The sequence below is a fragment of the Micromonospora sp. NPDC051925 genome (assembly GCF_044548625.1).
Lineage (GTDB): Bacteria > Actinomycetota > Actinomycetes > Mycobacteriales > Micromonosporaceae > Micromonospora.
Genome location: NZ_JBIUCH010000013.1, coordinates 116,412 through 142,254 on the forward strand (window position 1 = coordinate 116,412; position 25,843 = coordinate 142,254).

28 protein-coding genes and 1 pseudogene are annotated in these 25,843 nt (G+C 71.4%); 16 read left to right on the forward strand and 13 right to left on the reverse strand.

The genetic code is table 11. The features are described 5' to 3' along the window. Positions 1-100 precede the first annotated feature (100 nt). Complete coding sequence (locus ACIG87_RS19205; RefSeq protein WP_396851988.1) at positions 101-808, forward strand: HU family DNA-binding protein; 708 nt, start codon at positions 101-103, stop codon at positions 806-808. A gap of 70 nt (positions 809-878) precedes the next feature. Here ACIG87_RS19205 and ACIG87_RS19210 read toward each other — a convergent pair whose 3' ends face one another. The 4 genes from ACIG87_RS19210 to cofC form a co-directional block, all read right to left on the reverse strand. Beyond that, positions 879-1,763, reverse strand: a complete 885-nt coding sequence (locus ACIG87_RS19210; protein WP_396851990.1) for an NUDIX domain-containing protein — start codon at positions 1,761-1,763, stop codon at positions 879-881. 70 nt (positions 1,764-1,833) lie between these two features. Continuing rightward, positions 1,834-3,993, reverse strand: a complete 2,160-nt coding sequence (locus ACIG87_RS19215; RefSeq protein ID WP_396852121.1) for an RNA degradosome polyphosphate kinase — start codon at positions 3,991-3,993, stop codon at positions 1,834-1,836. A gap of 225 nt (positions 3,994-4,218) precedes the next feature. After that, on the reverse strand, positions 4,219-4,416 hold the full coding sequence (locus ACIG87_RS19220) for a cold-shock protein (protein WP_396851992.1): 198 nt from the start codon (positions 4,414-4,416) through the stop codon (positions 4,219-4,221). A gap of 22 nt (positions 4,417-4,438) precedes the next feature. Beyond that, positions 4,439-5,113: a 2-phospho-L-lactate guanylyltransferase gene (cofC, locus tag ACIG87_RS19225; protein ID WP_396851993.1), complete on the reverse strand. Its 675-nt coding sequence runs from the start codon at positions 5,111-5,113 to the stop codon at positions 4,439-4,441. A gap of 128 nt (positions 5,114-5,241) precedes the next feature. Here cofC and ACIG87_RS19230 point away from each other — a divergent pair, with 128 nt between their 5' ends. From ACIG87_RS19230 to ACIG87_RS19250, 5 genes are all read left to right on the forward strand, one after another. Next, positions 5,242-5,967, forward strand: coding sequence for a lysophospholipid acyltransferase family protein (locus ACIG87_RS19230; protein WP_396851994.1), 726 nt, complete (start codon positions 5,242-5,244; stop codon positions 5,965-5,967). A gap of 120 nt (positions 5,968-6,087) precedes the next feature. Further along, entirely contained in the window at positions 6,088-7,095 is a 1,008-nt protein-coding gene (locus ACIG87_RS19235) for an NAD(P)H-dependent glycerol-3-phosphate dehydrogenase (RefSeq protein WP_396851995.1), read from the forward strand. After that, complete coding sequence (locus ACIG87_RS19240; protein ID WP_396851997.1) at positions 7,092-8,258, forward strand: cystathionine gamma-lyase; 1,167 nt, start codon at positions 7,092-7,094, stop codon at positions 8,256-8,258. Before ACIG87_RS19235 ends, ACIG87_RS19240 begins: the two co-directional genes overlap by 4 nt. Before the next feature lie 137 nt (positions 8,259-8,395). Beyond that, positions 8,396-9,256 (forward strand): putative protein N(5)-glutamine methyltransferase, encoded by an 861-nt coding sequence (locus ACIG87_RS19245; protein ID WP_396851998.1) that lies wholly within the window; start codon positions 8,396-8,398, stop codon positions 9,254-9,256. 88 nt (positions 9,257-9,344) lie between these two features. Then, positions 9,345-10,397: an ROK family protein gene (locus tag ACIG87_RS19250; protein WP_396851999.1), complete on the forward strand. Its 1,053-nt coding sequence runs from the start codon at positions 9,345-9,347 to the stop codon at positions 10,395-10,397. Between the two features lie 216 nt (positions 10,398-10,613). Here the strand turns inward: ACIG87_RS19250 and ACIG87_RS19255 are convergent, their stop codons facing one another. Beyond that, the gene (locus ACIG87_RS19255) at positions 10,614-10,814 is read right to left on the reverse strand and encodes a DUF397 domain-containing protein (RefSeq protein ID WP_396852000.1); all 201 of its coding nucleotides are present in this window, start codon (positions 10,812-10,814) and stop codon (positions 10,614-10,616) included. 7 nt (positions 10,815-10,821) lie between these two features. After that, positions 10,822-11,667 (reverse strand): helix-turn-helix domain-containing protein, encoded by an 846-nt coding sequence (locus ACIG87_RS19260; RefSeq protein ID WP_396852002.1) that lies wholly within the window; start codon positions 11,665-11,667, stop codon positions 10,822-10,824. Positions 11,668-11,921: 254 nt separating this feature from the next. On the opposite strand from ACIG87_RS19260, the gene ACIG87_RS19265 reads away from it, so the two are divergent. The 7 genes and pseudogenes from ACIG87_RS19265 to ACIG87_RS19295 all read left to right on the forward strand — a co-directional run bounded on the left by ACIG87_RS19265 (position 11,922) and on the right by ACIG87_RS19295 (position 17,216). Beyond that, positions 11,922-12,155, forward strand: coding sequence for a hypothetical protein (locus ACIG87_RS19265; protein ID WP_396852123.1), 234 nt, complete (start codon positions 11,922-11,924; stop codon positions 12,153-12,155). Positions 12,156-12,305: 150 nt separating this feature from the next. Further along, a complete protein-coding gene (locus tag ACIG87_RS19270) occupies positions 12,306-13,400 on the forward strand; it encodes a D-alanine--D-alanine ligase family protein (protein WP_396852003.1) in 1,095 nt (364 codons plus the stop codon). A gap of 312 nt (positions 13,401-13,712) precedes the next feature. After that, positions 13,713-14,753: a trypsin-like serine peptidase gene (locus ACIG87_RS19275; RefSeq protein ID WP_396852004.1), complete on the forward strand. Its 1,041-nt coding sequence runs from the start codon at positions 13,713-13,715 to the stop codon at positions 14,751-14,753. Positions 14,754-14,875: 122 nt separating this feature from the next. Then, positions 14,876-15,388, forward strand: a pseudogene (locus ACIG87_RS19280) (DUF5753 domain-containing protein); the annotation flags it as partial. Then, a complete protein-coding gene (locus ACIG87_RS19285; protein WP_396852005.1) occupies positions 15,381-15,572 on the forward strand; it encodes a DUF397 domain-containing protein in 192 nt (63 codons plus the stop codon). The pseudogene ACIG87_RS19280 and the gene ACIG87_RS19285, both read left to right, overlap by 8 nt. A 193-nt stretch (positions 15,573-15,765) precedes the next feature. Next, entirely contained in the window at positions 15,766-16,863 is a 1,098-nt protein-coding gene (locus tag ACIG87_RS19290; protein ID WP_396852006.1) for a helix-turn-helix domain-containing protein, read from the forward strand. Beyond that, positions 16,860-17,216 (forward strand): hypothetical protein, encoded by a 357-nt coding sequence (locus ACIG87_RS19295; RefSeq protein ID WP_396852007.1) that lies wholly within the window; start codon positions 16,860-16,862, stop codon positions 17,214-17,216. The genes ACIG87_RS19290 and ACIG87_RS19295 overlap by 4 nt, the downstream gene beginning before the upstream one ends. Positions 17,217-17,505: 289 nt before the next feature. Here ACIG87_RS19295 and ACIG87_RS19300 read toward each other — a convergent pair whose 3' ends face one another. The 4 genes from ACIG87_RS19300 to ACIG87_RS19315 all read right to left on the reverse strand — a co-directional run bounded on the left by ACIG87_RS19300 (position 17,506) and on the right by ACIG87_RS19315 (position 20,181). After that, entirely contained in the window at positions 17,506-17,697 is a 192-nt protein-coding gene (locus ACIG87_RS19300) for a hypothetical protein (protein WP_396852008.1), read from the reverse strand. A 210-nt stretch (positions 17,698-17,907) separates the two neighbouring features. Further along, a complete protein-coding gene (locus ACIG87_RS19305) occupies positions 17,908-18,831 on the reverse strand; it encodes an RNA polymerase sigma-70 factor (RefSeq protein WP_396852009.1) in 924 nt (307 codons plus the stop codon). A gap of 82 nt (positions 18,832-18,913) precedes the next feature. After that, complete coding sequence (locus ACIG87_RS19310) at positions 18,914-19,387, reverse strand: carboxymuconolactone decarboxylase family protein (protein ID WP_396852010.1); 474 nt, start codon at positions 19,385-19,387, stop codon at positions 18,914-18,916. Positions 19,388-19,596: 209 nt separating this feature from the next. After that, positions 19,597-20,181 (reverse strand): TetR/AcrR family transcriptional regulator, encoded by a 585-nt coding sequence (locus ACIG87_RS19315; RefSeq protein WP_396852012.1) that lies wholly within the window; start codon positions 20,179-20,181, stop codon positions 19,597-19,599. Between the two features lie 67 nt (positions 20,182-20,248). On the opposite strand from ACIG87_RS19315, the gene ACIG87_RS19320 reads away from it, so the two are divergent. After that, positions 20,249-21,151, forward strand: coding sequence for an oxidoreductase (locus ACIG87_RS19320; RefSeq protein ID WP_396852013.1), 903 nt, complete (start codon positions 20,249-20,251; stop codon positions 21,149-21,151). A gap of 35 nt (positions 21,152-21,186) precedes the next feature. Here ACIG87_RS19320 and ACIG87_RS19325 read toward each other — a convergent pair whose 3' ends face one another. Together ACIG87_RS19325 and ACIG87_RS19330 are read right to left on the reverse strand one after the other, a co-directional pair. Continuing rightward, on the reverse strand, positions 21,187-22,062 hold the full coding sequence (locus ACIG87_RS19325) for an LLM class flavin-dependent oxidoreductase (protein ID WP_396852014.1): 876 nt from the start codon (positions 22,060-22,062) through the stop codon (positions 21,187-21,189). 24 nt (positions 22,063-22,086) lie between these two features. Further along, positions 22,087-23,106, reverse strand: coding sequence for an aldo/keto reductase (locus ACIG87_RS19330; RefSeq protein ID WP_396852015.1), 1,020 nt, complete (start codon positions 23,104-23,106; stop codon positions 22,087-22,089). 190 nt (positions 23,107-23,296) lie between these two features. Between ACIG87_RS19330 and ACIG87_RS19335 the strand changes: the two genes are divergently transcribed. Beyond that, on the forward strand, positions 23,297-23,875 hold the full coding sequence (locus tag ACIG87_RS19335) for a TetR/AcrR family transcriptional regulator (protein ID WP_396852125.1): 579 nt from the start codon (positions 23,297-23,299) through the stop codon (positions 23,873-23,875). Between the two features lie 52 nt (positions 23,876-23,927). On the opposite strand, the gene ACIG87_RS19340 is transcribed toward ACIG87_RS19335, so the two are convergent. Continuing rightward, entirely contained in the window at positions 23,928-24,971 is a 1,044-nt protein-coding gene (locus tag ACIG87_RS19340) for a hypothetical protein (protein ID WP_396852017.1), read from the reverse strand. A gap of 105 nt (positions 24,972-25,076) precedes the next feature. Here ACIG87_RS19340 and ACIG87_RS19345 point away from each other — a divergent pair, with 105 nt between their 5' ends. Then, positions 25,077-25,706 carry a TetR/AcrR family transcriptional regulator gene (locus ACIG87_RS19345; RefSeq protein WP_396852018.1) on the forward strand — a complete coding sequence of 210 codons (630 nt, stop codon included), beginning with the start codon at positions 25,077-25,079 and terminating at the stop codon, positions 25,704-25,706. The last annotated feature ends 137 nt before the right edge of the window (positions 25,707-25,843 follow it).

Here is a 25,843-nt window from a genome sequence, read left to right on the forward strand (position 1 = left end):
AGGGCTTTTTTCTACCGAATGTTTGTGTCCAGGCAGCACAGGGCATACGGTGCGCGCAGAATGGCTCGCGTCGAGTCAGTTGCACAATTGGGAGGAAGTCGTGAACAAGGCCGAGCTCATCGAGGCGCTCGCCGCTCGCCTGGGGGACCGCAAGTCGGCGACGGCGGCGCTTGACGCGGTCCTCGCCGAGGTCCAGGCGGCGGTCACCAAGGGCGACAAAGTGGCGATCACCGGATTCGGATCGTTCGAGAAGCGTGTCCGGGCGGCGCGAACAGCGCGCAACCCGCGTACCGGTGAGGCGGTGAAGGTCAAGAAGACATCCGTCCCGGCCTTCAAGCCGGGCGCCGGTTTCAAGGAGATGGTGGCCACCGGCAAGGTGCCGAAGACCGCCGCTCCGGCGAAGAAGACCACCACGGCGGCTGCCAAGGCCACCGGCACGAAGGCCACCGGCACCAAGGCGACCGGCACCAAGGCGACCGGCACCAAGGCCACCGCCGCCAAGAAGACGACCGGGGCCAGGGCCACCGGCGCCAAGGCGACCGGTACCAGGGCGACCGCTGCCAAGAAGACCACGACGACCACGGCGAAGAAGACCGCGGCGGCGAAGGCAACCAAGGCCACCAAGACCGCCACCGCGGCCAAGGCGACCACCAGGAAGGCCGCTCCGGCGAAGAAGACCGCCACGGCGACCAAGTCGACCACCGCACGGAGTGCGGCGGCCAAGAAGACCACCGCAGCCAAGAGCACGGCGGCCAAGAGCACCACCGCGAAGAAGGCTCCGGCCAAGAAGGCCGCCGCCAAGCGTTGATTCTCCGGTACGACGGAAACGGGCGTCCGCCACAACGGTGGACGCCCGTTTCCGCTTGTCGTGCGGTTGTTCAGAGGCGGTCGGCGGAGAGCAGGCGGTCGGCGGCGAAGGCGAGCAACCAGCCCCCGCCCTTGGCGGTGGTGAAGTCGTCCTGCCGCCCGGTCAGCCGGGCCAGCGCGCCCGGGATCACCTTGCCCTGGCTGCACACCCCGACCGGTTCCCCGGCGGCGGCCAGCGCGGTCAGCCGGCCGGCGGCGGCCAGCGCGCACTCGTCGACCTGCTGGCCCGGCTGCGGCTCGTCGAAGTCCCCGCACACCTCGACCGGCAGGTCCAGTAGGGCGGCCACCGGGTCCAGGGTCTGCACGCAGCGGCGGGGCGAGGCCGACAGCAGCCGGACCGGCCGGACCAGGGCGACCAGGGGGGCCAGCGTTCGCGCCTGCGCGACCCCCTCGGCGTCCAACGGCCGGCCGGTGTCCGGCCCGGACCAGGTGGCCCGCTTACCGGCGTGCGCGTGCCGGACCAGCGCCATGGTGCCGGTCACCGCCGGCAGCGCGGCGAACGCGGTCAGCACCTCCGCGTCGTGCGGGTAGCTGACCCGCCGGATCGCCGCGTCGACGTCGAGCCAGCACACGTCGTCCACCTCGGTGTCCGGCTGGAAACCGCCGGTCGCCACGGCCCGCATCGACCAGTAGTCGACCACCTTCGGCCGGCCCTCGCTGCGGTACCGCACGGTGGGCAGCCGGACCTGCGGCACCGCCCGTACGTCGGACTCCTCGGCCACCTCACGAACGGCGGCCAGCAGCGGATGCTCGCCGTGTTCCAGCTTGCCCTTGGGTAGCGACCAGTCGCCGTAGCGGGGCCGGTGCACCAGGCACACCTCGACACCGCCGTCGCCGGCCGGCCGCCAGGCCACCCCACCTGCCGCCCGGATACCGGTCGGCTCCTCGTCCACCATCTGGCCACCCTACGTCCGGAGAATCCCGCCGTGCCGGTCGCTCCTCCGCCTCGCCGGCGGCAGCCCGCGATCAGCCGGCGGAGCTGCCCACCCGGCGCAGCATCAGCTCCTGAAGGTCGTGCAGGGGCTCCTCGGCGGTGCCGGTACGGCGGGTCCAACTGCCGTCCCCGGCCAGCTCGAACGCGTCCACGTCCGGGCTCATCGCGGTGGTCATCACCTGGTCCAGTTCGGCCCGCGCCACCGGATCGCTGACCTGGACCAGCGCCTCCACCCGGCGGTCGAGGTTGCGGTGCATCAGGTCGGCCGAACCCATCCAGAACTCGGCGTCGCCGTTGTTGCCGAACCGGAAGATCCGCGAGTGCTCCAGGAACCGGCCGAGGATCGAGCGGACCCGGATGTTCTCCGACAGCCCCGGCACCCCCGGCCGCAGCGTGCACATGCCCCGGATCAGCAGGTCCACGTGTACGCCGGCCCGCGACGCCCGGTAGAGCGCGTCGGTGATCTCCTCGTCGACCAGCGAGTTCACCTTGAACTGCACCAGCCCCGGCATACCCAGCCGGACGTGCGCGATCTCCCGCTCGACCCGCTCGATCAGGCCGCTGCGGATGCCCTGCGGAGCGACCAGCAGCCGCCGGAACGCGGTCTGCCGGCTGTAACCGGTGAGCACGTTGAACAGGTCGGTCAGGTCGGCGCCGATCTCCGGGTCGGCGGTGAGCACGCCGAAGTCCTCGTACAGTCGGGCGGTCTTGGGGTGGTAGTTGCCGGTGCCGATGTGGCAGTACCGGCGGATCTGGTTGCCCTCCTGGCGGACGACCAGGGCCGTCTTGCAGTGCGTCTTCAACCCGACCAGGCCGTAGACGACGTGGCAGCCGGCCCGTTCCAGGGTGCGCGCCCAACCGATGTTCGCCACCTCGTCGAAGCGGGCCTTCAGCTCCACCAGCACCACCACCTGCTTGCCGGCCGCGGCGGCGTCGACCAGCGCGTCGACGATCGGGGAGTCCCCGCTGGTGCGGTAGAGGGTCTGCTTGATGGCCAGCACGTTCGGGTCGGCGGCGGCCTGCTCGACGAAGCGTTGCACGCTGGTGGCGAACGAGTGGTACGGGTGGTGCACCAGCACGTCGCCGTCGCGCAGGGTGGCGAAGACGCTGCGCGGCACCTCGCCCTCGGCCAGCCGGGGATGGGTGGCCGGCACGAACGGCTTGTCCTTCAGGTCGGGGCGGTCGGCCTCGCCGTAGAGCTGCCAGAGCGCCGACAGGTCCAGCAGGCCGCGTACCCGCAGCACGTCGTGACCGTCCATGTCCAGCTCGCGGACGAGCAGCTCCAGCATGTGGTCGGAGATCGAGGCGGCCACCTCCAGCCGTACCGGGGGGCCGAAGCGCCGCCGGGCCAGCTCCCGTTCCAGGGCCTGGAGCAGATCCTCGTCGCGGTCCTCGTCGACCTCCACCTCGGCGTTGCGGGTGACCCGGAACAGGTGGCACTCGACCACCTGCATGCCGGAGAAGAGCTGCCCCAGGTGCACCGAGATGAGCTCCTCGACGGGCAGCATCCGCAGCCCCGGCTGGTCCCGGCGCACCCGGACGAAACGGGGCACGTTGTTGGGTACCTTCACCCGGGCGAACAGCTCCGAGCCGCCGTCCGGATCCCGAACCGCCACGGCCAGGTTCAGCGACCGCCCGGAGATGTACGGGAACGGGTGCGCCGGGTCCACCGCGAGCGGGGTGAGCACCGGGAAGATGTGTTCCCGGAAGTAGGTGCGCAGTCGCTCCCGCTCCGGATCGTCCAGCTCCGCCCAGCGCAGAATCCGGATGTCCTCCCGGGCCAGCTTCGGCAGCAACTCGTCGACGAAGCAGGCGGCCTGCCGGGCGACCAGGCCGGCGGCGCACTCGGTGATCCGCTCCAGCTGGGTACGCAGCGGCAGCCGGTCCCCGCCGCGTACCGGCAGCCCGGCGGAGAGCCGGCGCTTGAGCCCGGCCACCCGCACCATGTAGAACTCGTCGAGGTTGCTGGCGAAGATGGCCAGGAACTTGGCCCGTTCCAGCAGGGGGGTGCGGGGGTCCTCGGCCAGTGCCAGCACCCGACCGTTGAAGTCGAGCCAGGACAGCTCCCGGTTGAGGAAACGATCCGCCGGCAGCGGCTCGTCGGCGGGCGTGCTGTCGGCCGCAGCCGACCCCCCGGCGGCGGGCGCGTCGTCGGCGGCGGGCCGCTCGCCGGTGTCGAGCACCTCGTCCAGGCCGGCGGAGGCCCCGGCGGCGCTGGCACCGGGGGAGTCGGGTGCCGTGGCGGCGACGTCCTCGGGGGCGCGGCGGGCGCGGGAACCGCCCCGACGGCGGGTGCCGTTGCGGGAGCCGGTCGGGTCGGTGGCGGAGGACGGGCTGGTGGGGTGCTCGCGAGGGGTGCTCACCCGCTCATAATCACCCGATCCGGGTTAACGCAAAATGAACTTGGGCTGGGTTGTTCAGGCCATGGTCGGCAACGTCACCCGGACGACCCCGCCGTCCGGATCTGTTTCGACCTTCAACCGCTGGCCGAGGCGGAGCAGGCGCAGCCCGGAGGCGTCGAAGGCGGGTGCCGGGAAAGCCAGCTCGGTGCCGTCGTCGAGGAGCAGCACGCCGGTGCGGGTCTGCGCGTCGAAGGTCGCCACGGTGCCCTGCATGCCAGCACCGTACACCGGTGGTTCAGCCGGGGTGGCCGGCCGGGCCAGGTCCCGCCGCGACGACGCCGGTCAGCGCGCCGGTGGCCGGGCCGAGGCCGAGCCGGGCCGCGTCGGCCAGGTCGGCGGCGGTGTCCACGTCGCGCCGCAGGCTCGGCCAGGCACCGGTCAGCGGCACCGCCCCGGAGGCCAGGTGCGCCGCGGCGGAGCCGACCCCGAACCGGGGGTCCAGGGGCAACCCCGGGGGCGTGGCGAGCAGCGTGGTGCCGGTGCCGGGGGCGTCGGCCACGAACCGGCGTACCCCCGCCGGGCCGGTGGCGACCGCGTGCAGCGCGGCGGCCAGCTCGGCCGGGCGCAGCGCGGGCAGGTCGGCGGTGAGCGCGGCCACCCAGGTCCGGGTGTCACCGTCGGTAACCGCCACCTCGACACCGTGCCGCAGGGCGGCGTTCAACCCGGCGTCCGGGCGGTCCGGCACCACCCGGGCCCCCGCCGCGCCGACCGTCGCCGTCACCACCGGATCGGCGGTGACCACCAGGACCTCGGCGACCGCCGGGCAGGCCAGCGCCGCACCGACCGTGTCGGCCGCCAGCGCCAGCGCCAGCTCCTCATGCGGTACGACGGGCAGCGCGCCCCGCAGCCGGCTCTTCGCCGCGCGGAGCCGCTTCACCGGCACCACCACCACCCACCTCGCCTGGCCCACGTCGACAATCCTGCCAGCGCCGACGGCGGTACCCTCACTGGCCGTACCCGGGACGAGCAGGCATGATTTCCGCTGCGGGCACGCAACGGTGGGGATGCGGCACGCGGGTGGGGCGACGAGGAGGCACGGTGACACGGCGCAGGCTGGGTTTCTGGCGACGGTTCGCCGTGTCGCTGGTCAAGCCCGTGATGCTCGCCTGGACCCGGCGCACCTGGCACGGGGCCGAGGAGTTGCGCCGCGCGGGGGGCATCATCATCGTCCCCAACCACATCTCGCACACCGACCCGCTGGTCTGCGCGCACTTCATCCACGACGCCGGCCGGTGGCCGCAGTTCCTCGGCAAGGCCAGCGTGTTCCGGATCCCGGTGGTCGGCTACATCCTGCGCCGCTGCCGGCAGATCCCGGTGGAACGCGAGACCGCCACCGCGGTCAACTCGCTGGACCGGCTGGTCGCCGCGTTGGACGCGGGCGGCGCGGTGGTCATCTATCCGGAGGGCACCATCACCCGGGAGCCGCAGCTGTGGCCGATGAAGGGCAAGACCGGGGCGGCCCGGCTGGCGCTGGCCACCGGCGCACCTGTGGTCCCGGTGGCGATGTGGGGGCCGGAGCGACTCTTCGACCCGCGTACCGGCCGGGTCGGCTTGCGGCCCCGGACCCCGGTGACGGTGGTGGCCGGCCCGCCGGTCGACCTGAGCCGGTGGGCGGGTGCGACCCCCGACCGGGTGGTGCTGGAGGAGATGACCGATCAGATCATGTTGACCCTGCGTGACCTGCTCGCCGGCATCCGGGGCGGTACACCGCCGCCGCTGTGGGAACGTCCCGTCCGTCCGCGTACTCCCGAGGGGACCGAATGAGCGAGTGGATCGATCGGCGCGACGCAGGGGCGGCAGGGGCATGAGCGAGCAGAGCGGGCGGATCGGTCGGCTCGGTGCGCCGACGCCGCACGGCGTCGGCGACGGTAGGGGGGCGACGGCATGAGCGGTCACGTGGCGGTGCTGGGGGCGGGTTCCTGGGGGACGGCGTTCGCCAAGATCCTCGCCGACGCCGGTCGGGAGGTGACGATCCTGGCCCGGCGGGAGCCGGTTGCCGAGGCCATCCGCACCCACCGGCGCAACCCCGACTACCTACCGGAGCTGCGGCTGCCCGACCGGGTCACCGCGACCGGCGACGCGGCCAAGGCGATCTCCGGCGCCGAACTGGTGGTGCTGTCGGTGCCGTCGCAGACGCTGCGCGGCAACCTCGCCGAGTGGGCCGGGTACCTCGCCCCGGACGCCACGCTCGTCTCCCTGATGAAGGGGATCGAGCTGGGCACCACCCGGCGGATGAGCGAGGTGATCGTGGAGACCGCCCGGGTCACCCCGGATCGGGTGGTGGTGGTCTCCGGCCCCAACCTGGCTCCCGAGATCGCCGTCGAGCAGCCGGCCGCGACGGTGGTCGCCGGCACCGACGCCCGCCGCGCCGAACTGGTGCAGCAGTCGATCCGCACCCCGTACTTCCGGCCGTACACCAACGACGACGTGATCGGCTGTGAGCTGGGCGGGGCGGTCAAGAACGTGATCGCCCTGTCGTACGGGATCGCCACCGCGATGGGCTTCGGCGACAACACCCGGGCCATGCTGATGACCCGGGGGCTGGCCGAGACCGCCCGGCTGGGGGTGGCGCTCGGCGCCGACCCGATCACCTTCGCCGGCCTGGCCGGGATGGGTGACCTGGTGGCCTCCTGCTCGTCGCCGTTGGCCCGCAACCGCACCTTCGGTGAGCACCTGGGCCGGGGGGAGACCCTGGAACAGGCGCAGGCGGCCACCCGGCAGACCGCCGAGGGCGTGAAGAGTTGCCTGGCGATCCGGGACCTGGCCCGCGCGCACGGGGTGGAGATGCCGATCACCGAGCAGATCGAGCGGATCTGCCACGAGGGGATGGACCCGAGGCTGGCGGTGGACGCGCTGATGAGCCGTACCGCCAAGCCGGAGTCGTACGAGTGAGCGGCGGGCCGGTCCACCCCGCCGACCCGACGGCGGCGCACTGGCACGACGGCACCCGGTGCGTGCACGCCGGGCTGCCCGAACCGACGCCGGGCCAGCCGTTCCTGCCCGGCCCGGTCTTCGCCGCGCCGTACCACCTCGACCCGTGGCAGGGGCCGGCCGCGACACCGAACGGCTACGGCCGCCCCGACAATCCGACCCGGCGGCTGCTGGAGGCGGCCATCGGTGAGTTGGAGGGGGGCGAGTGCCGGGTCTTCGCCTCCGGTCAGGCGGCCATCACCGGGCTGCTGCTGGCCGTGCTGCGGCCCGGCGACACCGTGCTGCTCCCCGCCGACGGCTACTTCCCGGTCCGGGCGTTCGCCACCGCCACCCTGGCGGGGATGGGGGTACGGGTCGGCTTCGTACCCACCGCCGGGCCGTACCCGTCGTTCGACGGGGTGCGGCTGGTGCTGCTGGAGACCCCGGCGAACCCCGGCCTGGACGTGGCCGACATCGCGGTGCTCGCCGGGGCGGCGCACGCGGCCGGTGCGCTGGTGGCGGTGGACAACACCACCGCCACCCCGCTCGGGCAGCGCCCGCTGGACCTCGGCGCGGACGTGGTGGTCGCCTCCGGCACCAAGGCGTTGACCGGTCACTCGGATCTGCTGCTCGGCTACGTGGCGGCCCGGTCGGCGGAGCTGCTGGAGACGGTGACCGGCTGGCGGACCACCACCGGCGCGGTGCCCGGGGCGTTCGACGCCTGGCTGGCGCACCGCTCGCTGGCCACCCTGGACCTGCGGCTGGCCCGTCAGTCCGCCAACGCGGCGGCGGTCGTCGAGCTGCTCGCCGACCGGGACGACGTGACCGGGCTGCGCTGGCCGGGGCGGCCCGACGATCCGGCGTACCCGGTGGCGTCGAGGCAGCTGCGGCGGATGCCGGGGGTGCTCTCGTTCGACCTCGGCGACGCCGACCGGGTGGCCCGGTTCGTGGCCGCGTCCCGGCTGGTCGCCGCCGCGACCTCGTTCGGTGGCCTGCACACCAGCGCCGACCGGCGGGCGCAGTGGGGCGACGACACCGCCCCCGGGTTCGTCCGGCTCTCCTGCGGGGTGGAGGACACCGTGGACCTGGTCGCCGACCTCGCCGCCGCACTGGACACCGCGGGGACGGCCGGTCCGCTATCGTGATCCCCGGCCCGCACGGGCCCCGACCGGAGGAGGTGAGTCCGATCCACCAGACATCAGGACCGGCGCTCCCCGTCGAGTCCCCGTCGCTGCGGTAGCGACGGTGGGAGCGCCGACGTGCGCTCCCGGAAGGCATCACCATGGCACCTGATCCGTTCCAGCACGACCATGCCGCTCTCGTCGCCCGGCTGCGTGCCGCCGGCTGCGTCTACGCCGAGGACGAGGCGGATCTGCTCACCGCCGCGGCCGGCTCGCCGCAGGCCCTGGCCGCCCTCACCGACCGTCGGGTCGCCGGTGAGCCGTTGGAGCATCTGCTCGGCTGGGCCGAGTTCTGCGGCCGTCGGGTCGCCGTGGACCCGGGGGTGTTCGTCCCCCGGGCCCGTACCGCGCTGCTGGTGGAGGCCGCCGCGTCGGTCGCCGGGCCGGCTCCGGCGCTGGTCGACCTCTGCTGCGGTTCGGGCGCGATCAGCGTCGCGCTGGTCGACCGGCTCGCCCCGCGCTGGCTCGCCGCCGTCGACGTCGACCCGGCGGCCGTGGACTGTGCCCGCCGCAACCTGGCCGGCCGGGACGTCACCGTCGTGCAGGGCGACCTGTACGACCCGCTGCCGCCCGACTGGCGGGGCCGGCTGGACGTGGTGGTCGCCAACGCCCCGTACGTGCCGACCCCGGCGGTGGCGCTGCTGCCGGCGGAGGCCCGGCTGCACGAGGCGTCGGTGGCGTTGGACGGCGGCACCGACGGGCTGACCGTGCTGCGCCGGGTGGCCGCCGGGGCGGTCGACTGGCTGCGGCCCGGCGGCCACCTGGTGGTGGAGGTCAGCGCCGGGCAGGCCGAGGCGTTGTGCACCGCGATGACCGGGCTGGGTCTGCTGCCGACCGTGCTGCGCGCCGAGGAGTGGGACGCCACCGGCGTCCTCGCCCGCCGGCCGGATCGTGTCGGCCCGGAGTCCGGTCGGTCGGGTCGTGTCGGCCCGGAGTCCGGTCGGTCGGGTCGGTCGGGCTGACCCGGCCGCCGGGCTCCGCCTCCGGTGGGACGTGGCGGGCATCGGGAACGGGAACTAACCTCGCATCAGGCTCGGGCGGAGGTGTCGGATGGGTGGCGTGGGCGTGCCGGTGGTGGTCGGCCTCGACAACGGTGGCACCAGCAACAACGCCACGGTGCTCAGCCTGGACGGCCAGTTCCTGGTGGACGGGCTGGTGGAGATCCCCAGCGAGGTGACCGCCGGGCCGCAGGCGGCGATCGAGGCGTTGGCCCGTGCGTTCGACGGGGTGCTGGTGCATGCCGGCGTGCACCGCGAGCAGGTCCGGGCGGTCGGGTTGGACACCCCCGGTCCGGCCAGCGCCACCGGGGTCATCTCGTCGCGGGGCTCGACGAACTTCGCCCAGCCGGCCTGGCACGGCTTCGACGTGCGGGGTGCATTGGAACGGCGGCTCGGGCTGCCGGTGATCTACCACAACGACGGCAACGCCGCCGCGCTCTACGCCCACCACGTCCACTTCGGAGCGGACGCGGCGACCCGGTCCTCGGTGGCGGCGATCGTCGGCACCGGCCTCGGCGGCGGGGTGGTGGTCGACGGCCGGGTGGTCACCGGGGCGGCCGGGATGGCCGGGGAGTTCGGCCACGTGCACATCCCGTTGACCGGGTTGCTCGCCCCCGGGCAGCCCGAACCGCAGTGTGCCTGCGGCTTCGTCGGCGACGCGGAGAGCGTCGCCTCGCTGACCGCGATCGGGCGCAACCTGTTGCCCTACTGGCTGTCCCGGTATCCCGGTCACCCGCTGGCCCAGGAGCCGCCCGAACGCGCCGCCAAGCTGGTCCGGGGGTACGCCGAGCGGGGGGACGCGCTGGCCCGGGAGGTCTTCGCCCAGCAGGCGGCGGCGCTCGGCCGGTTGTTCACCATCGCGGCGAACTTCACCGACCCGCACGCGTACTTCGTCGGCGGTGGGGTGGTGGAGGCGGCGCCGGAGTTCCGGGACTGGTTTCTCGCCACCGTCCGCGCGCACACCGTGCTCCGCGAGGAGCAGGCCGCGTTGGCCGCCTTCGCCCTGGTGCCGGACCGGGACATGGCCGGTGCGCGCGGGGTGGCCATCGCCGCGTCGGAGGCGGTCCGGCCCACCTCCACCACACCCGCAGTCCTGCTCGACTGATCCGGTCCGGCCCGGTCTGCGTCCCGGTCCGGGGTCTGCATCCGGTCCGTGGGCGGTGCCCCGGTCCGCGTCCGGGTTGTGGTCCGCGTCCGGGAGGTGTTCAGGCTGTATTCAGGGACGCCACGTCGGGTCCGGGTCGCGTCGGGTCGCGTACCCCGGACCCGACGTGGCGGTGCCGGCCGCGTCCGCACCGCGTCGTCGCGGTGCGGATACGGGTCAGCGGCGCGGCGGGGCGGTGGCGAAAGCGGCCCAGGCGGCGGGTGGGAAGAGCAGCACCGGGCCGGTCGGGTCCTTGGAGTCGCGGATCGCGACCTGGCCCGGAAGTGGCGCCAGCTCGACGCAGGCCCCCTCGTCCCCGCTGCGGCTGCTCTTGCGCCAGGCTGCCCTGGCCAGGGCCGCGCTGATCGTCGGTGTCATCGGTCTCCTACCGTCCCTTCATCAGTTGCAGGAGCTGGTCGCGGCTGTCCGCCGGGCTGAGCGCCACGGTCCGCAGGTGCTCCATGATCTTGGTGCAGGTGCGCAGGTCACCGGGTCGGTCCAGAACCATCTGACCGGCGACCGTCTCCACCGAGGCGATCAGTGGATCCTCCGGGTCGGCGAACTCCAGGATGTGCAGCGAGCCCCGGGTGCCCCGGTGGTAACCGGCGGAGAGCGGGATCACCTGGACGGTGATGTTCGGCAGCTCCGACGTCTTGAGCAGGTGGCGTAGCTGCGCCTCCATCACCGTGCGGTCACCCACCGGGCGCAGCAGCGCGCCCTCGTCGATGATCGCGTCGAAGATCGGCGGGTCGGCGGCGGTGATCCGCTGTTGTCGGTCCAGGCGGACCTTGACCCGCTGCTCGACCTGGTCGTCGGTGAGGGTGTGCGGTCCACCCCGCATCACGCCCCGGACGTAGTCGGCGGTCTGGAGCAGGCCCGGCACGATCGACGGTTCGAAGTTGGCGATTCCAGTGGCCTCGGCCTCCAGTGCGATGAAGTCGATGGTGCGTTTGTCCAGCAGGTGTGAGTAGGGCACCCACCAGCCGGGCTTGCGGGTGTCCTTGGCCAGCTGGACCGCCGCGGCGATCTCGTCGGGCTTGACCCCGTAGAGGCTGAGCAGCGCGCGGACGGTGGCCGGGTTGACCAGGGTCTGCGCGTTCTCGTAGCGGCTGAGCGTGCTGCGGGTGCTGTTGATCTCGTCGGCGGCGGCCTCCAGAGTGAGGCCGGCCGCCTCTCGGTGGGTGCGCAGGGCGATGCCCAGGCGGCGAGCCCGAGCGGTCTTCGGTGCCATACGTCGATGGTGACATATGTCTTTGGGAACTCGTGCATGAGAGAACGTCGATGAGAGTTGCATTCACGCGTGTATACCTGTCACTCTGTGACGTAGTCCTCACCAACGGTTGTCGTGGCGACGGCGATGGTGAGTGACCGGAGGGGATGGGGCGCGTGGCGATCGGGTTTACTCCCCCGTATCCGATCGCCACGTGCCACCGTCGCCGTCCCGCCTGGAAAGGACTTCGGATCGTGAGAGGCCTGGTGACGGCGATGACGCGGTTCCTGGTGGTGCTCAGCGACGTCCGGCCGGTGGATACCGAGCTGCGCGACGAGCGATCCTGTCCCGAGCGTCGCCGCCAGGTCGTCGGTGCCAACAGCAGGGAGGCTGCCGACCGGATCGCCGGGGCGTTCATGGCGCTGGGCATGGTCCGGGCCGGGCGACAGCGGGTGAAGGTGATCGCCGTCGGGAGGCGGCGGCGCGTCCGGCCCGCCGATCCGAGCTGACCGTCACGTACCGTATCGGGGTGGATGACCGTTTGCGAGGGTCGCTCGGGTCCTGCCGGGTATCGCCTTCGGCGTGTCGCCACCCACAGTAAGGTCAATCAGGTGAGCGCAACTGACGGCTCCGCAGTCGCGTACCGAGAGGTGACCCGAGTGACCACCCCAGGCAAGACCCGTGTGGCAATCGTCTTCGGCGGACGCAGCCCCGAGCACGGCATCTCCTGCGTCAGCGCCGGCAGCGTGCTCGGCGCGCTCGACCCCGACGAGTACGAGGTGGTGCCGGTCGGCATCACCCGGCAGGGCCAGTGGGTGCTGACCAGTGGTGATCCGGGTGAGCTGTCGATCCAGGCGCGCAAGCTGCCGGAGATCACCGGTGGGTCCGGTGCCGAGGTGGTGTTCCGCGCCGATCCGACCGCCGGTGGTCTGCTGGTGCTCGACCCGACCGAGGGCCCCCGGGCGCTCGCCGACGTCGACGTGGTCTTCCCGGTGCTGCACGGCGCGTACGGCGAGGACGGCACCATCCAGGGCATGCTGGAGATGGCCGACATCCCCTACGTCGGCGCGAACGTCTTCGCCTCCGCCGCCGCGATGGACAAGGAGTTCACCAAGAAGCTCTGCGCCGTCGAGGGCATCCCGGTCGGGCCGTACGCGGTGCTGCGCAACGGCATGACCCTCAGCGAGGCCGACAAGCAACGGCTGGGGCTGCCGGTCTTCGTCAAGCCGTCCCGGGCCGGCTCGTCGTTCGGGATCAGCAAGGTCGACGACTGGGCGAAGCTCGACGACGCCGTCGCCGCCGCCCGCGAGATCGACACGAAGGTCCTCGTCGAGGCGGCGGTCGTCGGCCGGGAGGTCGAGTGCGGCGTGCTGGAGGGGGAGGCCGGCGGCGCACCCGAGGCGTCGGTGCTGGCCGAGGTCCGGATGGTCGGCGACCGCGACTGGTACGACTTCGAGGCCAAGTACCTCTTCGCCGACGAGGTCTGCGAGTACGACGTCCCGGCCGGACTGCCCGACCGGGTCACCCGCCAGGTCCAGGAGTACGCCACCCGCGCCTTCACCGCGCTCGACTGCGCCGGCCTGGCCCGGGTCGACTTCTTCGTCACCCCCGACCTGGACGTCTATCTCAACGAGCTCAACACGATGCCCGGGTTCACCCCGACGTCGATGTTCCCCCGGATGTGGGCGGCCAGCGGCCTGGAGTACCCGAAGCTGGTCAGTCGGCTGATCCGCACCGCCCTGCACCGCCGCTGACGTCCTCCGCGCTGACCTTCTCCGCGCTGACCTCCGTCGTCATCGGTAGATCAACCCCTTCCGGAGTCGGCGTTCGGCGTATTCCGGGGGTCGGTCGGGGCTGTGGTCAATTGCCGAGAAACGGCAATCTGTGTGCCTTTGCCGTGCCTTCTGTGTCGCCTGTCGTACCGCGGTCAGAACTAATTCCCGGGCATATCCCAGGTACGAAATAAGCAGCGCGTGGGTACGGCGGTGCGGTCGGTGACGCGGATTCATGTTATCCACTCGTTACGCATTGTGATCAATCGCAATACGTCAATAGGCTGCCGGAGCTTGGATGGCTGCAAGAGGCAAAGGGAGGTCCTCTTGAGATCCGCTCTGCGTTGGTCTGTGAGTGCCGGTACGGCGCTTGTGCTGACCCTGACCGGTGCGCCGGTCGCCGAGGCGAAGTCGACCACAATCGACCAGAAAGGAAACATCACCGCGGTTGCTCGTACCCTGGACGGCCGGGCGATCACCAACGAGAAAATCGCCAAGGAGGTCACCGACTTCTGGACTCCGGCGCGAATGGCATCCGCCGTCGACCTGGACTTTCCGAAGTCGGCGCATGCCGCTGGGTCGCCGAGCCGGGCACCGATTCCCACCGGACCGGCCGGTGCGGTCGCGCCCATGGCGCCGAGCATCGCCGGCGTCGACCGTGCCGGGACGCTGCTGAACGAGGCGGTGACCGTCGGCAAGGTCTACTTCACGGTTCCCGGCGGGGGCACCGCCTCCTGCTCGGCCAGCACCGTGGCCAGCACCAAGCGGCGGCTGGTGGTGACTGCGGGCCACTGCGTACACCAGGGTGCTGGTGGTCAGTGGTACAGCAACTGGCAGTTCGTCCCCCGGTACCGCAACGGTGTTCAGCCGTTCGGTGCCTTTGTGGCCTACAGCCTCTCGACCCGTGGCGCGTGGGCCAGTTCCTCCAGCTACGCCGAGGACATGGGTATCGCGGTGATGTCGAATGGCGGCATCTACGGGGCGAAGGTCGTCGACACGGTCGGTGGAAACGGACTGCGCTGGAACTGGGGCTACACCGTCGCGGTCACCGCCCTCGGCTATCCGTCCAATCTCGGCGGCGGTGAGAGCCAGTACTTCTGCCAGGGTACGACCTGGGACGCCGGCGGCCAGCAGATCCGGATGAGCTGCAACATGACCTACGGGTCGAGCGGCGGCCCCTGGCTGCAGGAATGCAACGACTCGATCGGTGCCGGATACATCAACAGCACCGTCAGCCACGGCGACAATCCCGGCAACGGGCAATTCGACGGCCCGTACTACGACGACGACATCAAGAGCCTGTACGACTACGCGGAAGCGGGCTCCCCGGCGTAAATTCGCCCTCCCCACCAGAGCCCTGGCCACCGGCCAGGGCTCTGGTCTGGGCTTGTTGTCCCCGGGAATGCGTGACCTGCGCCGGGGAATTACGCGCGAGTTTCCCCGACCTTCCGCAGCCCGTCCCGGGCCTGCTTCAGACCCCGGAGTACGTCGCTGAGGTCGCGCGAACCAGGCCGGGTATCACGGATGAGGACGTGGCGAAACTCGTCGAACTCCGACAGGAACGTCAACGCCTGCTCGTCAGGAAACGGCCGACCGCTCCCGACTTCGAGGCGATCATCGAGGAAGCCGCGCTGCGCAAGCGGGTGCCCGGCATGGCTGGGCAGTTGGACAAGCTGCTGGAGGCCAACCAAGCCCCGAACGTCACGGTCAGGGTTCTTCCGCTCGACAGTGGGCTGAGCAGGGCGGCCATCGCGGGAAGCTTCGTCATCCTTGATTTCCCCACCAAGGGTGCCCGATCCGCCGAGCCGACGACGGTCTACAACGAGGGATTGTCCGGAGCCCTCTACCTCGATCGCGTCGAAGAGGTCAGGGCTTACGCCAACGTGTGGAGCACGCTCACAGGCCAGGCGCTGAGTGTGGAGGAATCATGCGAACTCATGCGGGAGATCAAGGAGCAGCACCATGACTGAACTCGTCGGCGCGACCTGGCGCAAGAGTAGCCGTAGCAGTGACCAGGGGAACTGTGTGGAGGTCGCCGGCAACCTGCCTGCGGTCGTGGGTGTGCGGGACAGCAAGGACATCGCCGGCCCCGTGCTGGTGTTCTCCCCGCAGGCGTGGCGGAACTTCCTCACTACCATCTACCGGTCCCACTGACCGGCCCGTCCGAACAGCCCCACCCACCCTGCGGTGCCGCCCTGCCTCCGCAGCCCGGATGCGCTTGATCCACACCGTGCCACCGATGTGGCGGCCTCCCGTTCCTCGGATGCCGCCACATCGGTGGTCGTGTTGTCGTGCGAGCTTGATGTCGCCATGTGCAGAGGTCAGGCGATGTTCTAGAATCGAACACGTGAGCGTAGGGGAGCGCATTGCCGCAGCGCGGACGGAGTCCGGGCTCACTCAGGCTCAGTTGGCCGCTGCGGTCGGCATGGCTCGAAGCGCGTTGGCAAAGATCGAAACCGGGCTGCGCGGGGTCTCCGCGGTGGAGTTGGTTGCCATCGCGCGGGAACTGCGACGTCGGGTGGAGTGGTTTGTCGACCCGGGTCCGCCGTCCATCGTCTCCTACCGCGCATCACGGTCGGGTCTGGCGACCCAGGCCATCGACGAAGCGTTGGATCGGATTGCCAGGGACGTCGAATTCGTCGTAGGCGAGGTACCCGAACTCGTCAACGGTCAGCCCGACCAGCAGCCGACGCCCGCGTCCATGCCCGCAGCGGAGGATCTTGCCGCTACGGCCCGTTCTCTACTCAAGCTCGGAGCCGACGAACCCGTGCTTGAGCTGTCCCGTTTGGTTGCCGTCATCGGGTTGCTGCCTTTTGCGTTGCCGTTGGGAGACGGGGCTGATGCAGGCACCGTGCTGCTCCGAGCCGGCGGAGTGTGCGTCATCAACGGCGATCTCCGGGTTGGTCGCCGCCGGCTCGCGCTTGCACACGAACTGGGCCACTACCTGATTGCCGACCCATACACCACGGACTGGCGCGTCGCTGCAACGGAGGCCGACGCTCTGGAGGCCCGCCTCGACCGCTTCGCGCGTGCCCTGCTCCTCCCTGCTCGTGATCTCCATGACCGGTGGGCGGAATGGTCCGCCAGCGAGGATGAGACGTTGCGGGACGCAGCCGTCCGTGCTGGTAGCCACTACCAGGTGGACATGGCTACTCTCGCGCGGCGGCTGGACGAACTCGGGATCGTCGACAGTCAACAGGCCAACAGGATTCGTGGGGTGGGAACAAAGAAGGCCGACATCGTCGAGAAGAACCTCGTCGTTCCCCGTGAGATGGAGCCGATTGCCCTTCCCCGCCCTTACGAGCAGGCTGTCCTTCGGCTGTACCGGAACGAGACGGTTACGGTTGACCGTGCACTCGGATTGCTGTTGGGCACCTTTGACGAAGATGCGCTACCCGACCGCCCTGCGGTACCAGACGCCGAGATCTGGACCGTCACCTCGTGACGAGCGAACCTTGCGTGTACGTCTTGGATACGGGACCGCTGAGCCACTTCTCCCGCAGCCAGTGGCTCGGTGTGCTCAAGGCTGTCCTCAGAGACGTTCGAGTCGTGATTCCCGACGTGGTCGAGGTCGAGCTGCGTAGCGGTAGTGTGCAGAATGCGTACCTCCAGGCGGTGCTGGACGCCGACTGGATCGAGGTCGTTCCCCTGGATGCTCCTGAGCAGTTGGCCGCGTTCGCCTACTACGAGCAAAGACTGGTCGGCACCGACGGTCGCAACATTGGAGAATGCGGTGTGCTCGCGCTCGCCGAGACTACGGCTCATGCCATAGCCGTTGTCGATGACCGCTGGCGGTGAACGCTGCCAAAGGTCGCAAGGTAGAAGTTCGGCGAACGCTGGGGCTGTTGTGTGAGGCGATTCGCCAAGGCCTTCTCACCGTACCTCTGGTGTCGGCACTCGCCGACGACCTTCTACGGGACTCCTACCGGCTGCCATTCGGTCCGGGAGGTTTCGCCAGGTGGGCAGATGAGCAGGGGCTGACCTGACCCGCCGCACCCGGCAGCTCGAATACCGCCGCGTCGCCCAAGCGCCGTCCCGCACCGACCGGACAGCCGGAACGTTGCTGGGTTCGGCATCCTCAGGGGCGTCATGTCTCACCGAGGTCGGTGCAGTGGACGATCGTCGCGTCGTTCGGCGGCACCGCGTGACGGGCCTCCTCCTGCCGTACCCGATCGATGATCTCGGTGGGGCCGCGGGCCGTCAGGGTGGCGACGACCTCGGGCCAGTCGGCGAGCCGGAACCGGTCCACGATGCGGCTGGCCCCGTTGCTGAGCAGCACCGCGCCGGCCAGCTCGGGAGCGGGGCAGCAGCCGGTGAGCGCCTCGGCGGCGGCCTGCGGATCGTCCTTGGCCAGCCAGAAGCCGCCCGGTCGGTTCCGGTGGGCACGCAGGTCGCGCAGGAGCCGGTGGTATTCGTCGCCACCCTCGACCGCCGCCCTGATCGCGGGTTCGTAGGACCTCGCGGGTGCCGTTGTGCGTCGCTCTCGAGGTCAGTCCTGTTGCCGACGGGCCCGCTTCGCCGCACGACTGATGGCCCAGGCATCGGCGACCGGCCCGATGTGGCGGATCTTGTCGGGATTGATGACCGTCCGGATGGTCTGGATCTGCCCGTCGCGCACGTCGAGGGCCAGGACCTGGAGCACCCTGCCGTCCCGGTCGCGGAAGATCGCGCCGGGCTGGCCGTTGACCTCGTGCGGCGCGACCGACACGTCGATCCGGATCAGCAGGGGCAGGACCGTGCCCAGCACCCGGGCCACGTTCTCCGCGCCCATGACGGCCCTGGCCAGCTGTGGGGCCTTGCCGCCGCCGTCGCCGACCAGCTGCACGTCGGCGGCCAGTAGATGGCGCAGTTCGTCGACGTTGCCGTCGGTCAGCGCGTCGAAGAACCGGCTCGCCAGCTTCTGCCGTTCCTGGCGGTCCGCCTCGAACCGCGGCGCTCCGGCCGCCATGTGCCGGCGTGCCCGCACCAGCAGTTGCCGGCATGCCGACTCCGATCGTCCGATCGCGCTGGCGATCTCGTCGAACCCGAAGGCGAACACGTCCCGCAGCACGAACACCGCCCGCTCCAGCGGGCTGAGCCGCTCCAGCAGCAGCAACGCCGCCATCGACACCGAGTCGGCCAGCTCCACCGACCGTGCCGGGTCCTGGTACGGGTCGCTCAGCAGCGGCTCGGGAAACCACGGGCCCACGTACTCCTCCCGCCGTCTCCGCGCGGAGCGCAGCACATCGATCGAGAGCCGGGTCACCGTGGTCGACAGGAAAGCCCTGGTCGACGTGGGCCGGGTCGCCGAGCCGGCAAAGCGCAGCCAGGTCTCCTGCACCGCGTCCTCGGCCTCACCCACACTGCCCAGGATTCGATAGGCGATCGAGAACAGCAGCGGTCGCAGTTCCTCGAACTCCTCGACCTCGCTCACGCGGAACCCCCTCCCACCCGATCATGCGTGCCAGCGGGCTCGGGGCCCGCAGCCGGGCCCCGAGCCGGTGGCTGTCGTGCGGTCAGTGGAACTGTCCGGGCTGGTAGGCGCCGGCCGGCTGCTGGGTGATGACGTTCATCCGGTTCGCCATGTTCATGAACGAGACCAGGACCACCAGGGCGGTGAGCTGCTCCTCGTCGTAGTGCTTGGCGGCCTGCGCCCACACCTCGTCGCTGACCCCACCGGCCGCGTCCGCGACCCGGGTGCCCTCCTCCGCCAGCGCCAACGCGGCCCGCTCGGCCCCGGTGAAGACCGTGGCCTCCCGCCACGCCACGACCAGGTTCAGCCGCACCGAGGTCTCGCCGGCCGCGGCGGCCTCCTTGGTGTGCATGTCGACGCAGAAGGCGCAGCCGTTGATCTGACTCACGCGAAGCGCCACCAACTCCTGCGTGGTGGTCGGCAGCGATGACTCCTTCAGCGCCCTGCCCGCCGACATCATGTGCTTGAGGGCCTTGCCGGCGGTCGGTTCGGCGAGGAAGTTCAGTCGCGCGTCCATGATGTGCTCCTCTACGGTCGTCCATGGCTACACCCCCTGAGACGGGGCGGCCCGGCTCCCAGTGACACACCTGAACGTGACCCGCGTCTCCCGGCTCGGCGGTGGACGGCGAGTCATGACCAGGTCACCGGCGGGCAGCCTGCGACGTGACGGCCCGCAGTGGCGGGCGTTCATGGCCGCCGTGGGTCGGGGTTCTCCGTCGTCGCGCGCTATCGGCGGCGGGATCCCCGGATGAACTGGTCGACGGCGGTCTCGGTGATCCCGTCGAGCAGCTCCGGTTCCAGCAGGTTGCCGTTGACCAGCGTGGCGATGCCCTGCAACGTGGCGAACAGCACGATGCCGGCGCGATCCGGGGCACCGGGCTCCAGCATGCCCTGGGCCTGCCCCTCGGCGATCAGGCCGTGCATCAGTCCGAACGGACCGGCGGCGGCCTCGACCAGATGGCCGGCCCCCTCGCGGTGCTTGCCGGTGAACATCAGCTCCAGCAGGGCGGCGTCCTCGGTGGCGAACCTCAGGTAGGCCGCCGCCATGGCGTGCAGGCGCGGCCCGAAGTCGTTGCCGGCGGCGGCGAGCGCCGCGCGCAGCTCCGCGTCCAGCCGGGCGAACCCGGCCTCGGCCAGCGCGTCCAGCAGCGCCTGACGGTCGGCGAAGTGCCGGCGCGGCGCGGCGTGGCTGACGCCGGCCTCCCGGGCCAGCTCACGCAGCGAGAGCTGGCCCGCGCCGTGCTGGCGCAGGCTGCGCTCGGCGGCAGCCAGCAGCGTCGGCCGGAGGTTTCCATGGTGGTACGCGGGCACGAGGGTCATCGTAGCCGAAAAAATGTCGCCGTTGACGACATTGTTGCCACCGCATACATTGTTTCCCATGACAACATTCACGACCGCGCAGATCCCCGCCATGACCGGCCGTACCGTCGTCGTCACCGGCGCGAACAGCGGCATCGGCCGCACCACCGCCCGCGCGCTCGCGGCGAAGGGTGCCCGCGTCGTGCTCGCCGTCCGTGACCCCGCCAAGGGCGTCGCCGCCGCCGCGAGCATGACCGGCGACGTCGTCGTACGACGGCTCGACCTCGCCGACCTCGCCTCGGTGCGCGCGTTCGCCGGAGGCTTCACCGAGCCGATCGACCTGCTGATCAACAACGCGGGCCTGATGATCCCGCCGCTCGGCCGTACCGTCGACGGCTTCGAGCTCCAGTTCGGCACCAACCACCTCGGGCACTTCGCACTGACCAACCTGTTGCTGCCGCAGATCCACGGCCGGGTGGTCACCGTCTCCTCCTCCGGGCACCGGGCGGGAGCGATCGACTTCGCGGACCTCAACTGGGAACGCCGTCCCTACCGGGCGTTCCCCGCGTACGCCCAGTCGAAGCTGGCCAACCTGCTGTTCACCGCGGAACTCCAGCGCCGCCTCACCGAGGTCGGATCGCCGGTCCTCGCGACCGCCGCCCACCCCGGCCTGGCCGCCACCAACCTGGTCCGGCACCCCGACGGGAAGCGGTCCCTGCCGCACCGGATCAACGAGGCGGTCGTCAACCTTCTCGCGCAGAGCGACGACGACGGGGCACTGCCCACGCTCTACGCGGCGGTGGCCGAGGTCCCGGGCGGCAGTTACGCCGGGCCGGGCGGCTTCCTCGAGGGGCGCGGTGCGCCGAAGCTCGTCGGCCGGTCGAAGGCAGCCCGGGACGGCGGTGTCGCCCGTCGGCTGTGGACGGTCTCCGAGGAGTTGACCGGCGTCACCTTCCCGCTGGCCGCCCAGCCCACCCGGTAGGCGGCGGGGGTCGGCGCGTGGCGGCGGCGTCGGCTTCAGCGCGACGGGATGACGAGTTCGTCGGCGACCCACCGGGCGACACCGGCCGGATAGGGTGCCGACAACCCGAGGATCACGTGCCCGAAGCCGGCGGCGGTCGCCGCGTCGATCGCCTTCCGGGTCTCCTCGGGCCGGTCGTAGGAGACCGGCAGGTGGATCGAGCGGGTGATCGAGGCGGGATCCCGGCCGATCGCGGCGCAGTAGCGGTCCAGCAGCGCGCTGCGGGCGATCACGTCGTCGATGTCCCCGCCGGGGATGTTCCACAGGTCGGCGTGCTCGGCGACCACCCGCAGCACGGCGGCGGAACGTCCGCCGATGAGGATCGGCGGGTACGGGCGCTGGACCGGCTTCGGGTTGCCGTACGCCCCGACCAGCCGGACGTGGTCGCCGTGGAAGTCGAACGGCGCGTCCTCGGTCCACAGTCGCCGGATGACCGTGCACGCCTCAGCGAGGCTCTGCACCGAGTGGGTGAAGTCGTGGAAGGGCAGGTCGTGGGCCTCGTATTCGCGGCGGGCCAGCGGGTGTGCGGGGCGCGACCCGGCACCGATGCCGAAGTCGAGCCGTCCGCCGGAGACGACGTCGACGGTCGTGGCGATCTTGGCCAGCATCGCGGGTGGCCGGAAGCGGTTGCTGGTGACGAGCACGCCGAGGCGCAGCCGTCGGGTGTGGGCAGCGAGGGCCGCGAGCAGGGTCCAGCCCTCGTACGCCGGTCCGGCCGGGTCGCCGCCGATCGGCATGAGGTGGTCGAACAGCCAGGCGTGCGCGATCTCGGGGATGTCGTCCGCCTCGCGCCAGACCCGCAGCACGTCGTGGTAGTCGACCTGCATCGGTGCGGTCATGATCCCGAAACGGGGTGGGGTGGGCTGCGGCATGGTCCGCCCTTCCTGATTCTGTGCTCAGCGTCGGCGCAGTGCCGGGTCGAGCAGGGCCGGCGGGGTGTCGTGCTTCTCGTCGGGGGCGAGGTCCAGGCCGGGGGCGACGATCGCGTCGATCGCGTCGAGCACGTCGGCGGTGAGCGCGGTGTCGGCGGCGGCGAGCTGGGATCGCAGGTGGTCCATCGTGCGCGGGCCGATGATCGCGCTGGTCACGGCGGGGTGCGCGGTGACGAAGCCGAGCGCGAGCTGGATCAGGGTCAGGCCGGCCTGGTCGGCGACCTTGGCCAACTGCTCGACGGCGTCGAGCCGGGCCCGGTTGGCTGGAATGGTCAGGTCGAAGCGTTGCGGCAGGACGGCGGCGCGGTGGGTGGCGACCTCCCGGCCGGCGCGGACCGCGCCCGACAGCCAGCCCGAGGCGAGCGGGCTCCGCGCCAGCACGCCGAGGCCGTACTGCTCGGTGACGGGCAGGACGTGGGCCTCGATGCCGCGTTGCAGGATCGAGTAGCTGGGCTGCTCGGTGACGTACCGGCCCAGGTGGTGCTCCCGGGCCGCCCACTCGGCCTGCACGATGCGGTACGCGGGGAACGTCGAGCAGCCGAAGTAGCGGATCTTGCCGGCCCGCTGGAGGTCGGTCAACGCGGACAGCGTCTCCTCGTCGCTGGTGGTCGGATCCCACCGGTGGATCTGGTAGAGGTCGATGTGATCGACGCCGAGCCGGCGCAGGCTGTCGTGCAGCGCGGTGAACAGCCAGCGGCGTGAGCCGCCCCGGTGGTTGCGCTCGTCGCTCATCGGCAGGGTCGCCTTGGTGGCCAGCACGATGTCGTCGCGGCGGCCGGCGATGGCCCGACCGACCAGTTCCTCCGACTCGCCCTGGCTGTACCGGTCGGCGGTGTCGATGAGGTTGATCCCGGCCGCCAGGGCGGCGTCGATCATGGCGGTGGCCTCGGCCTGGGTGGTTCCGCCCTGGCTGCCGAAGTTCATCGCGCCGAGCACGAGCGTGCTGACCTCCACGCCGGTGCGGCCCAAGGTGCGGTATCGCATGACTGTTCCTCCGAGCGGGGTGCCGGGCGATGGGGTGCCGGCCGGTGGGCTGGTGCTGCATGGGAAGGTGACGCGTGGCCTGGTCCCGGGTCGCCGGTTCTGGCATCATGGGATCAAGCGGAACCGCGTTCCGCTTGGAACTATACGGAACAGTGTTCCGCTTGCCAAGGGGGTGTCGGAGGTGGTGGCGATCGTCGACCCCGAAGCCGGATCGGGGCCGCCGCTGCGCAAGCGGGCCGACGCCCGGCGCAACGAGGCGACCCTGCTGGAGGCCGCCGCCGCGGCCTTCCTCGCCGCCGGCGTCGATGCGCCCGTACGCGACATCGCCGCTCGGGCCGGCGTCGGGGTGGGCACGATCTACCGTCACTTCCCGACCCGGGCCGACCTGATCGTCGCCGTCTACCGACACCAGGTGCAGGCGTGCGCCGAGGCCGCGCCGACCCTGCTCGCCACCAGTGGTACGCCGCACGCCGCCCTGGCAGCCTGGATCGACCTCTTCGTCGACTTCCTCGTCACCAAGCACGGCCTCGCCGAGGCGCTGAACTCGGATACCGCCGCCTTCGAGACGCTGCACGGGTACTTCCTCGACCACCTCGTCCCCGCGTGTGCTCGCCTGCTCGACGCCGCCGTCGAGGCCGGCGAGATCCACCCCGGGACCAACGCCCAGGAACTGCTGTTCGCCGTCGGCAACCTCTGCGCGGGCCGGGCCCCCCACTACGACGCCCGCCGCATGGTCGGGCTCCTCGTCGCGGGGCTGCGCCTGCGCTGAGGGGCGGTGCCCGGCATCCCGGACACCGCCCCCTCAGGCGGACGTCGTCCGCTCAGCCGTGCCGGTCGGCCGACCGGGAGTAGTGCTCGGCGACGGCGGCGAAGGCGGCCTTCGGCTCCCAGGGCAGGCCGGGGTACGTGTCGCCGGTGCGGCCGTCGAGCACCTTGACGATCCCGGGGCTGGCGAGGTCGAGGTCGTCGCGGGGGTCGCCGTCCGGCCGGTGCGGAAGGCTGGGCAGCGCGAAGAGGTGGACGAACGTGCTGTCGACGCCCTCGCTGTCGAAGATGTCGAGTAGTTCGCGCAGGTAGTCGGCCTGGCCCTGCTCGTCGCGCTCGTACACCCCGTTCAGTCGCTGGGGCATGCCGCTGGCCGCGTCGTACTCGATGATCTCCATGCTGCGCGGCGCGACGTCGCCCGCGCCGCGCCAGGTCGCGGTGCCGAAGCCGGTGACGGCGACCGGCTTGGGCTGGTCGACGAGCCGGCGTACGCCGTCGCGGAACTGGTTGGCGACCTCGGCGGACCGGATGAGTTCGAGGGTCACCACGTCGAACAGGTCCCAGTCGACGCCCTCGAACGGGATCGCGGCGTAGGTGACCTTCCCGTGGAAACGTTCGCGGACCGCCGCCACGGTGGTGCGCAGGAACCGGCCGAGGCGGTCGCTGACCTCGGCCATGCGCTCGGCGCGACCGTTCGGGTCGGTCAGCAGGTGGTCGAGGCGGTCCCCGAGGCGGTCCCCGGCGATGAAGCCACGGTTCATGATGCTCAGCTCGGCGCCGGTGACGAACACGACCTCGGCCCCCGTCGCGCGGAGTCGCTCGGCCCGCTCGGCGCAGTCGAGGAACAGCGCGCGGATCAGGTCGGGTTCCAGCTCCAGCGGATACGGCGAGAACCAGATCTCCAGGCCGAGTTCGGCGGCGACGCGGGCGGCGGACTCCAGCCGCCCGGGGTCGCCGCCGACCAGGTGGACGGCGGTGCAGTGCAGGTCGTCCCGGATGATGGCCAACTCCCGCCGGACCAGGTCGAGGTCCCAGTGCGGCACCGAGTTGACGCCGTTGGTGACGAAGCCGGTGTCGTAGGCCATGCCCTTGGCACGCATGTCGGTCCCTTTCGGTCGTGGTGCTCCAGAGGTCGGGGGGACCGTAGCATATTTTTGCGTGCACGCAATTTTGCGTGCACGTACCATGTGTGCGACAGTGGCGTCGTGACCGGTCCATCGACGCTGCGGGAACGGAAGAAGCGGGCCACCCGGGAGGCGCTCCAGTCGGCGGCGCTGCGCCTCGCGCTGGAACGCGGGCCGGACAACGTCCGCGTCGAGGAGATCGCCCAGGCGGCAGGTGTGTCGCCCCGGACCTACAACAACTATTTCCAGAGCCGCGAGCAGGCGATCGTCGCCGGGGTCGCCGCAGTTCGCGCGGCAGGGATCGCGGCAGCCGTGGTCGCCCGGCCGGCCGAGGTCAGCCTCGGCGACACCGTCGTCGACGCCGTCGTGGCGCTGTACACCGATTCGGGCGACCACCCGCGCGACGCGCTGCTGATGATCGCCGCCAGCTCCGCGCTGCGGGCCTGTTACGTCGACGCCGTCACCACGATCGAGGAGCCACTCGCCGAAGCGATCACCGCACGCTGTCCGGGCATCGCACGCCTGACCGCCCAGGTGTTGGCCGCCGGCGTCGGCGCGGCGGCGAAGGTGGCACTTCGGCAGTGGCTGCACGCCACGAGCGAGATGCCGTCGATGGTCGGTTTCGTGGTGCCGTCCGGGTCGCTGCCGGATCTCGTCCGGGCCGCACTGACGCCGCTCGCCCCCGCGCTCGACGCCGCCGCGAAGCCCTGACCCGCTCGGCCGCCGGCCGTGATGCGCTCAGCCGCCGCGAGGGCCTGACCCGCCGTACTCGTGCCGTCCGAATGGTCCACGGGCCCCGCCCCGCCGGGCGGGAGCCGGTCGCGGGTCGGTACGACTCGCGATCCGGT

Bases quoted from the DNA above. Each gene is read 5' to 3' on its own strand.
- ACIG87_RS19245 (WP_396851998.1), top strand. From the start codon at position 8,396: ATGGCACCTGATCCGTTCCAGCACGACCATGCCGCTCTCGTCGCCCGG.
- ACIG87_RS19285 (WP_396852005.1), top strand. From the start codon at position 15,381: ATGACTGAACTCGTCGGCGCGACCTGGCGCAAGAGTAGCCGTAGCAGT.
- ACIG87_RS19310 (WP_396852010.1), bottom strand. From the start codon at position 19,387: ATGGACGCGCGACTGAACTTCCTCGCCGAACCGACCGCCGGCAAGGCC.
- ACIG87_RS19340 (WP_396852017.1), bottom strand. From the start codon at position 24,971: ATGCGTGCCAAGGGCATGGCCTACGACACCGGCTTCGTCACCAACGGC.
- ACIG87_RS19320 (WP_396852013.1), top strand. From the start codon at position 20,249: ATGACAACATTCACGACCGCGCAGATCCCCGCCATGACCGGCCGTACC.
- ACIG87_RS19250 (WP_396851999.1), top strand. From the start codon at position 9,345: ATGGGTGGCGTGGGCGTGCCGGTGGTGGTCGGCCTCGACAACGGTGGC.
- ACIG87_RS19255 (WP_396852000.1), bottom strand. From the start codon at position 10,814: ATGACACCGACGATCAGCGCGGCCCTGGCCAGGGCAGCCTGGCGCAAG.
- ACIG87_RS19260 (WP_396852002.1), bottom strand. From the start codon at position 11,667: ATGGCACCGAAGACCGCTCGGGCTCGCCGCCTGGGCATCGCCCTGCGC.
- ACIG87_RS19210 (WP_396851990.1), bottom strand. From the start codon at position 1,763: ATGGTGGACGAGGAGCCGACCGGTATCCGGGCGGCAGGTGGGGTGGCC.
- ACIG87_RS19325 (WP_396852014.1), bottom strand. From the start codon at position 22,062: ATGCCGCAGCCCACCCCACCCCGTTTCGGGATCATGACCGCACCGATG.
- ACIG87_RS19265 (WP_396852123.1), top strand. From the start codon at position 11,922: ATGACGCGGTTCCTGGTGGTGCTCAGCGACGTCCGGCCGGTGGATACC.
- ACIG87_RS19235 (WP_396851995.1), top strand. From the start codon at position 6,088: ATGAGCGGTCACGTGGCGGTGCTGGGGGCGGGTTCCTGGGGGACGGCG.
- ACIG87_RS19220 (WP_396851992.1), bottom strand. From the start codon at position 4,416: ATGCAGGGCACCGTGGCGACCTTCGACGCGCAGACCCGCACCGGCGTG.
- ACIG87_RS19330 (WP_396852015.1), bottom strand. From the start codon at position 23,106: ATGCGATACCGCACCTTGGGCCGCACCGGCGTGGAGGTCAGCACGCTC.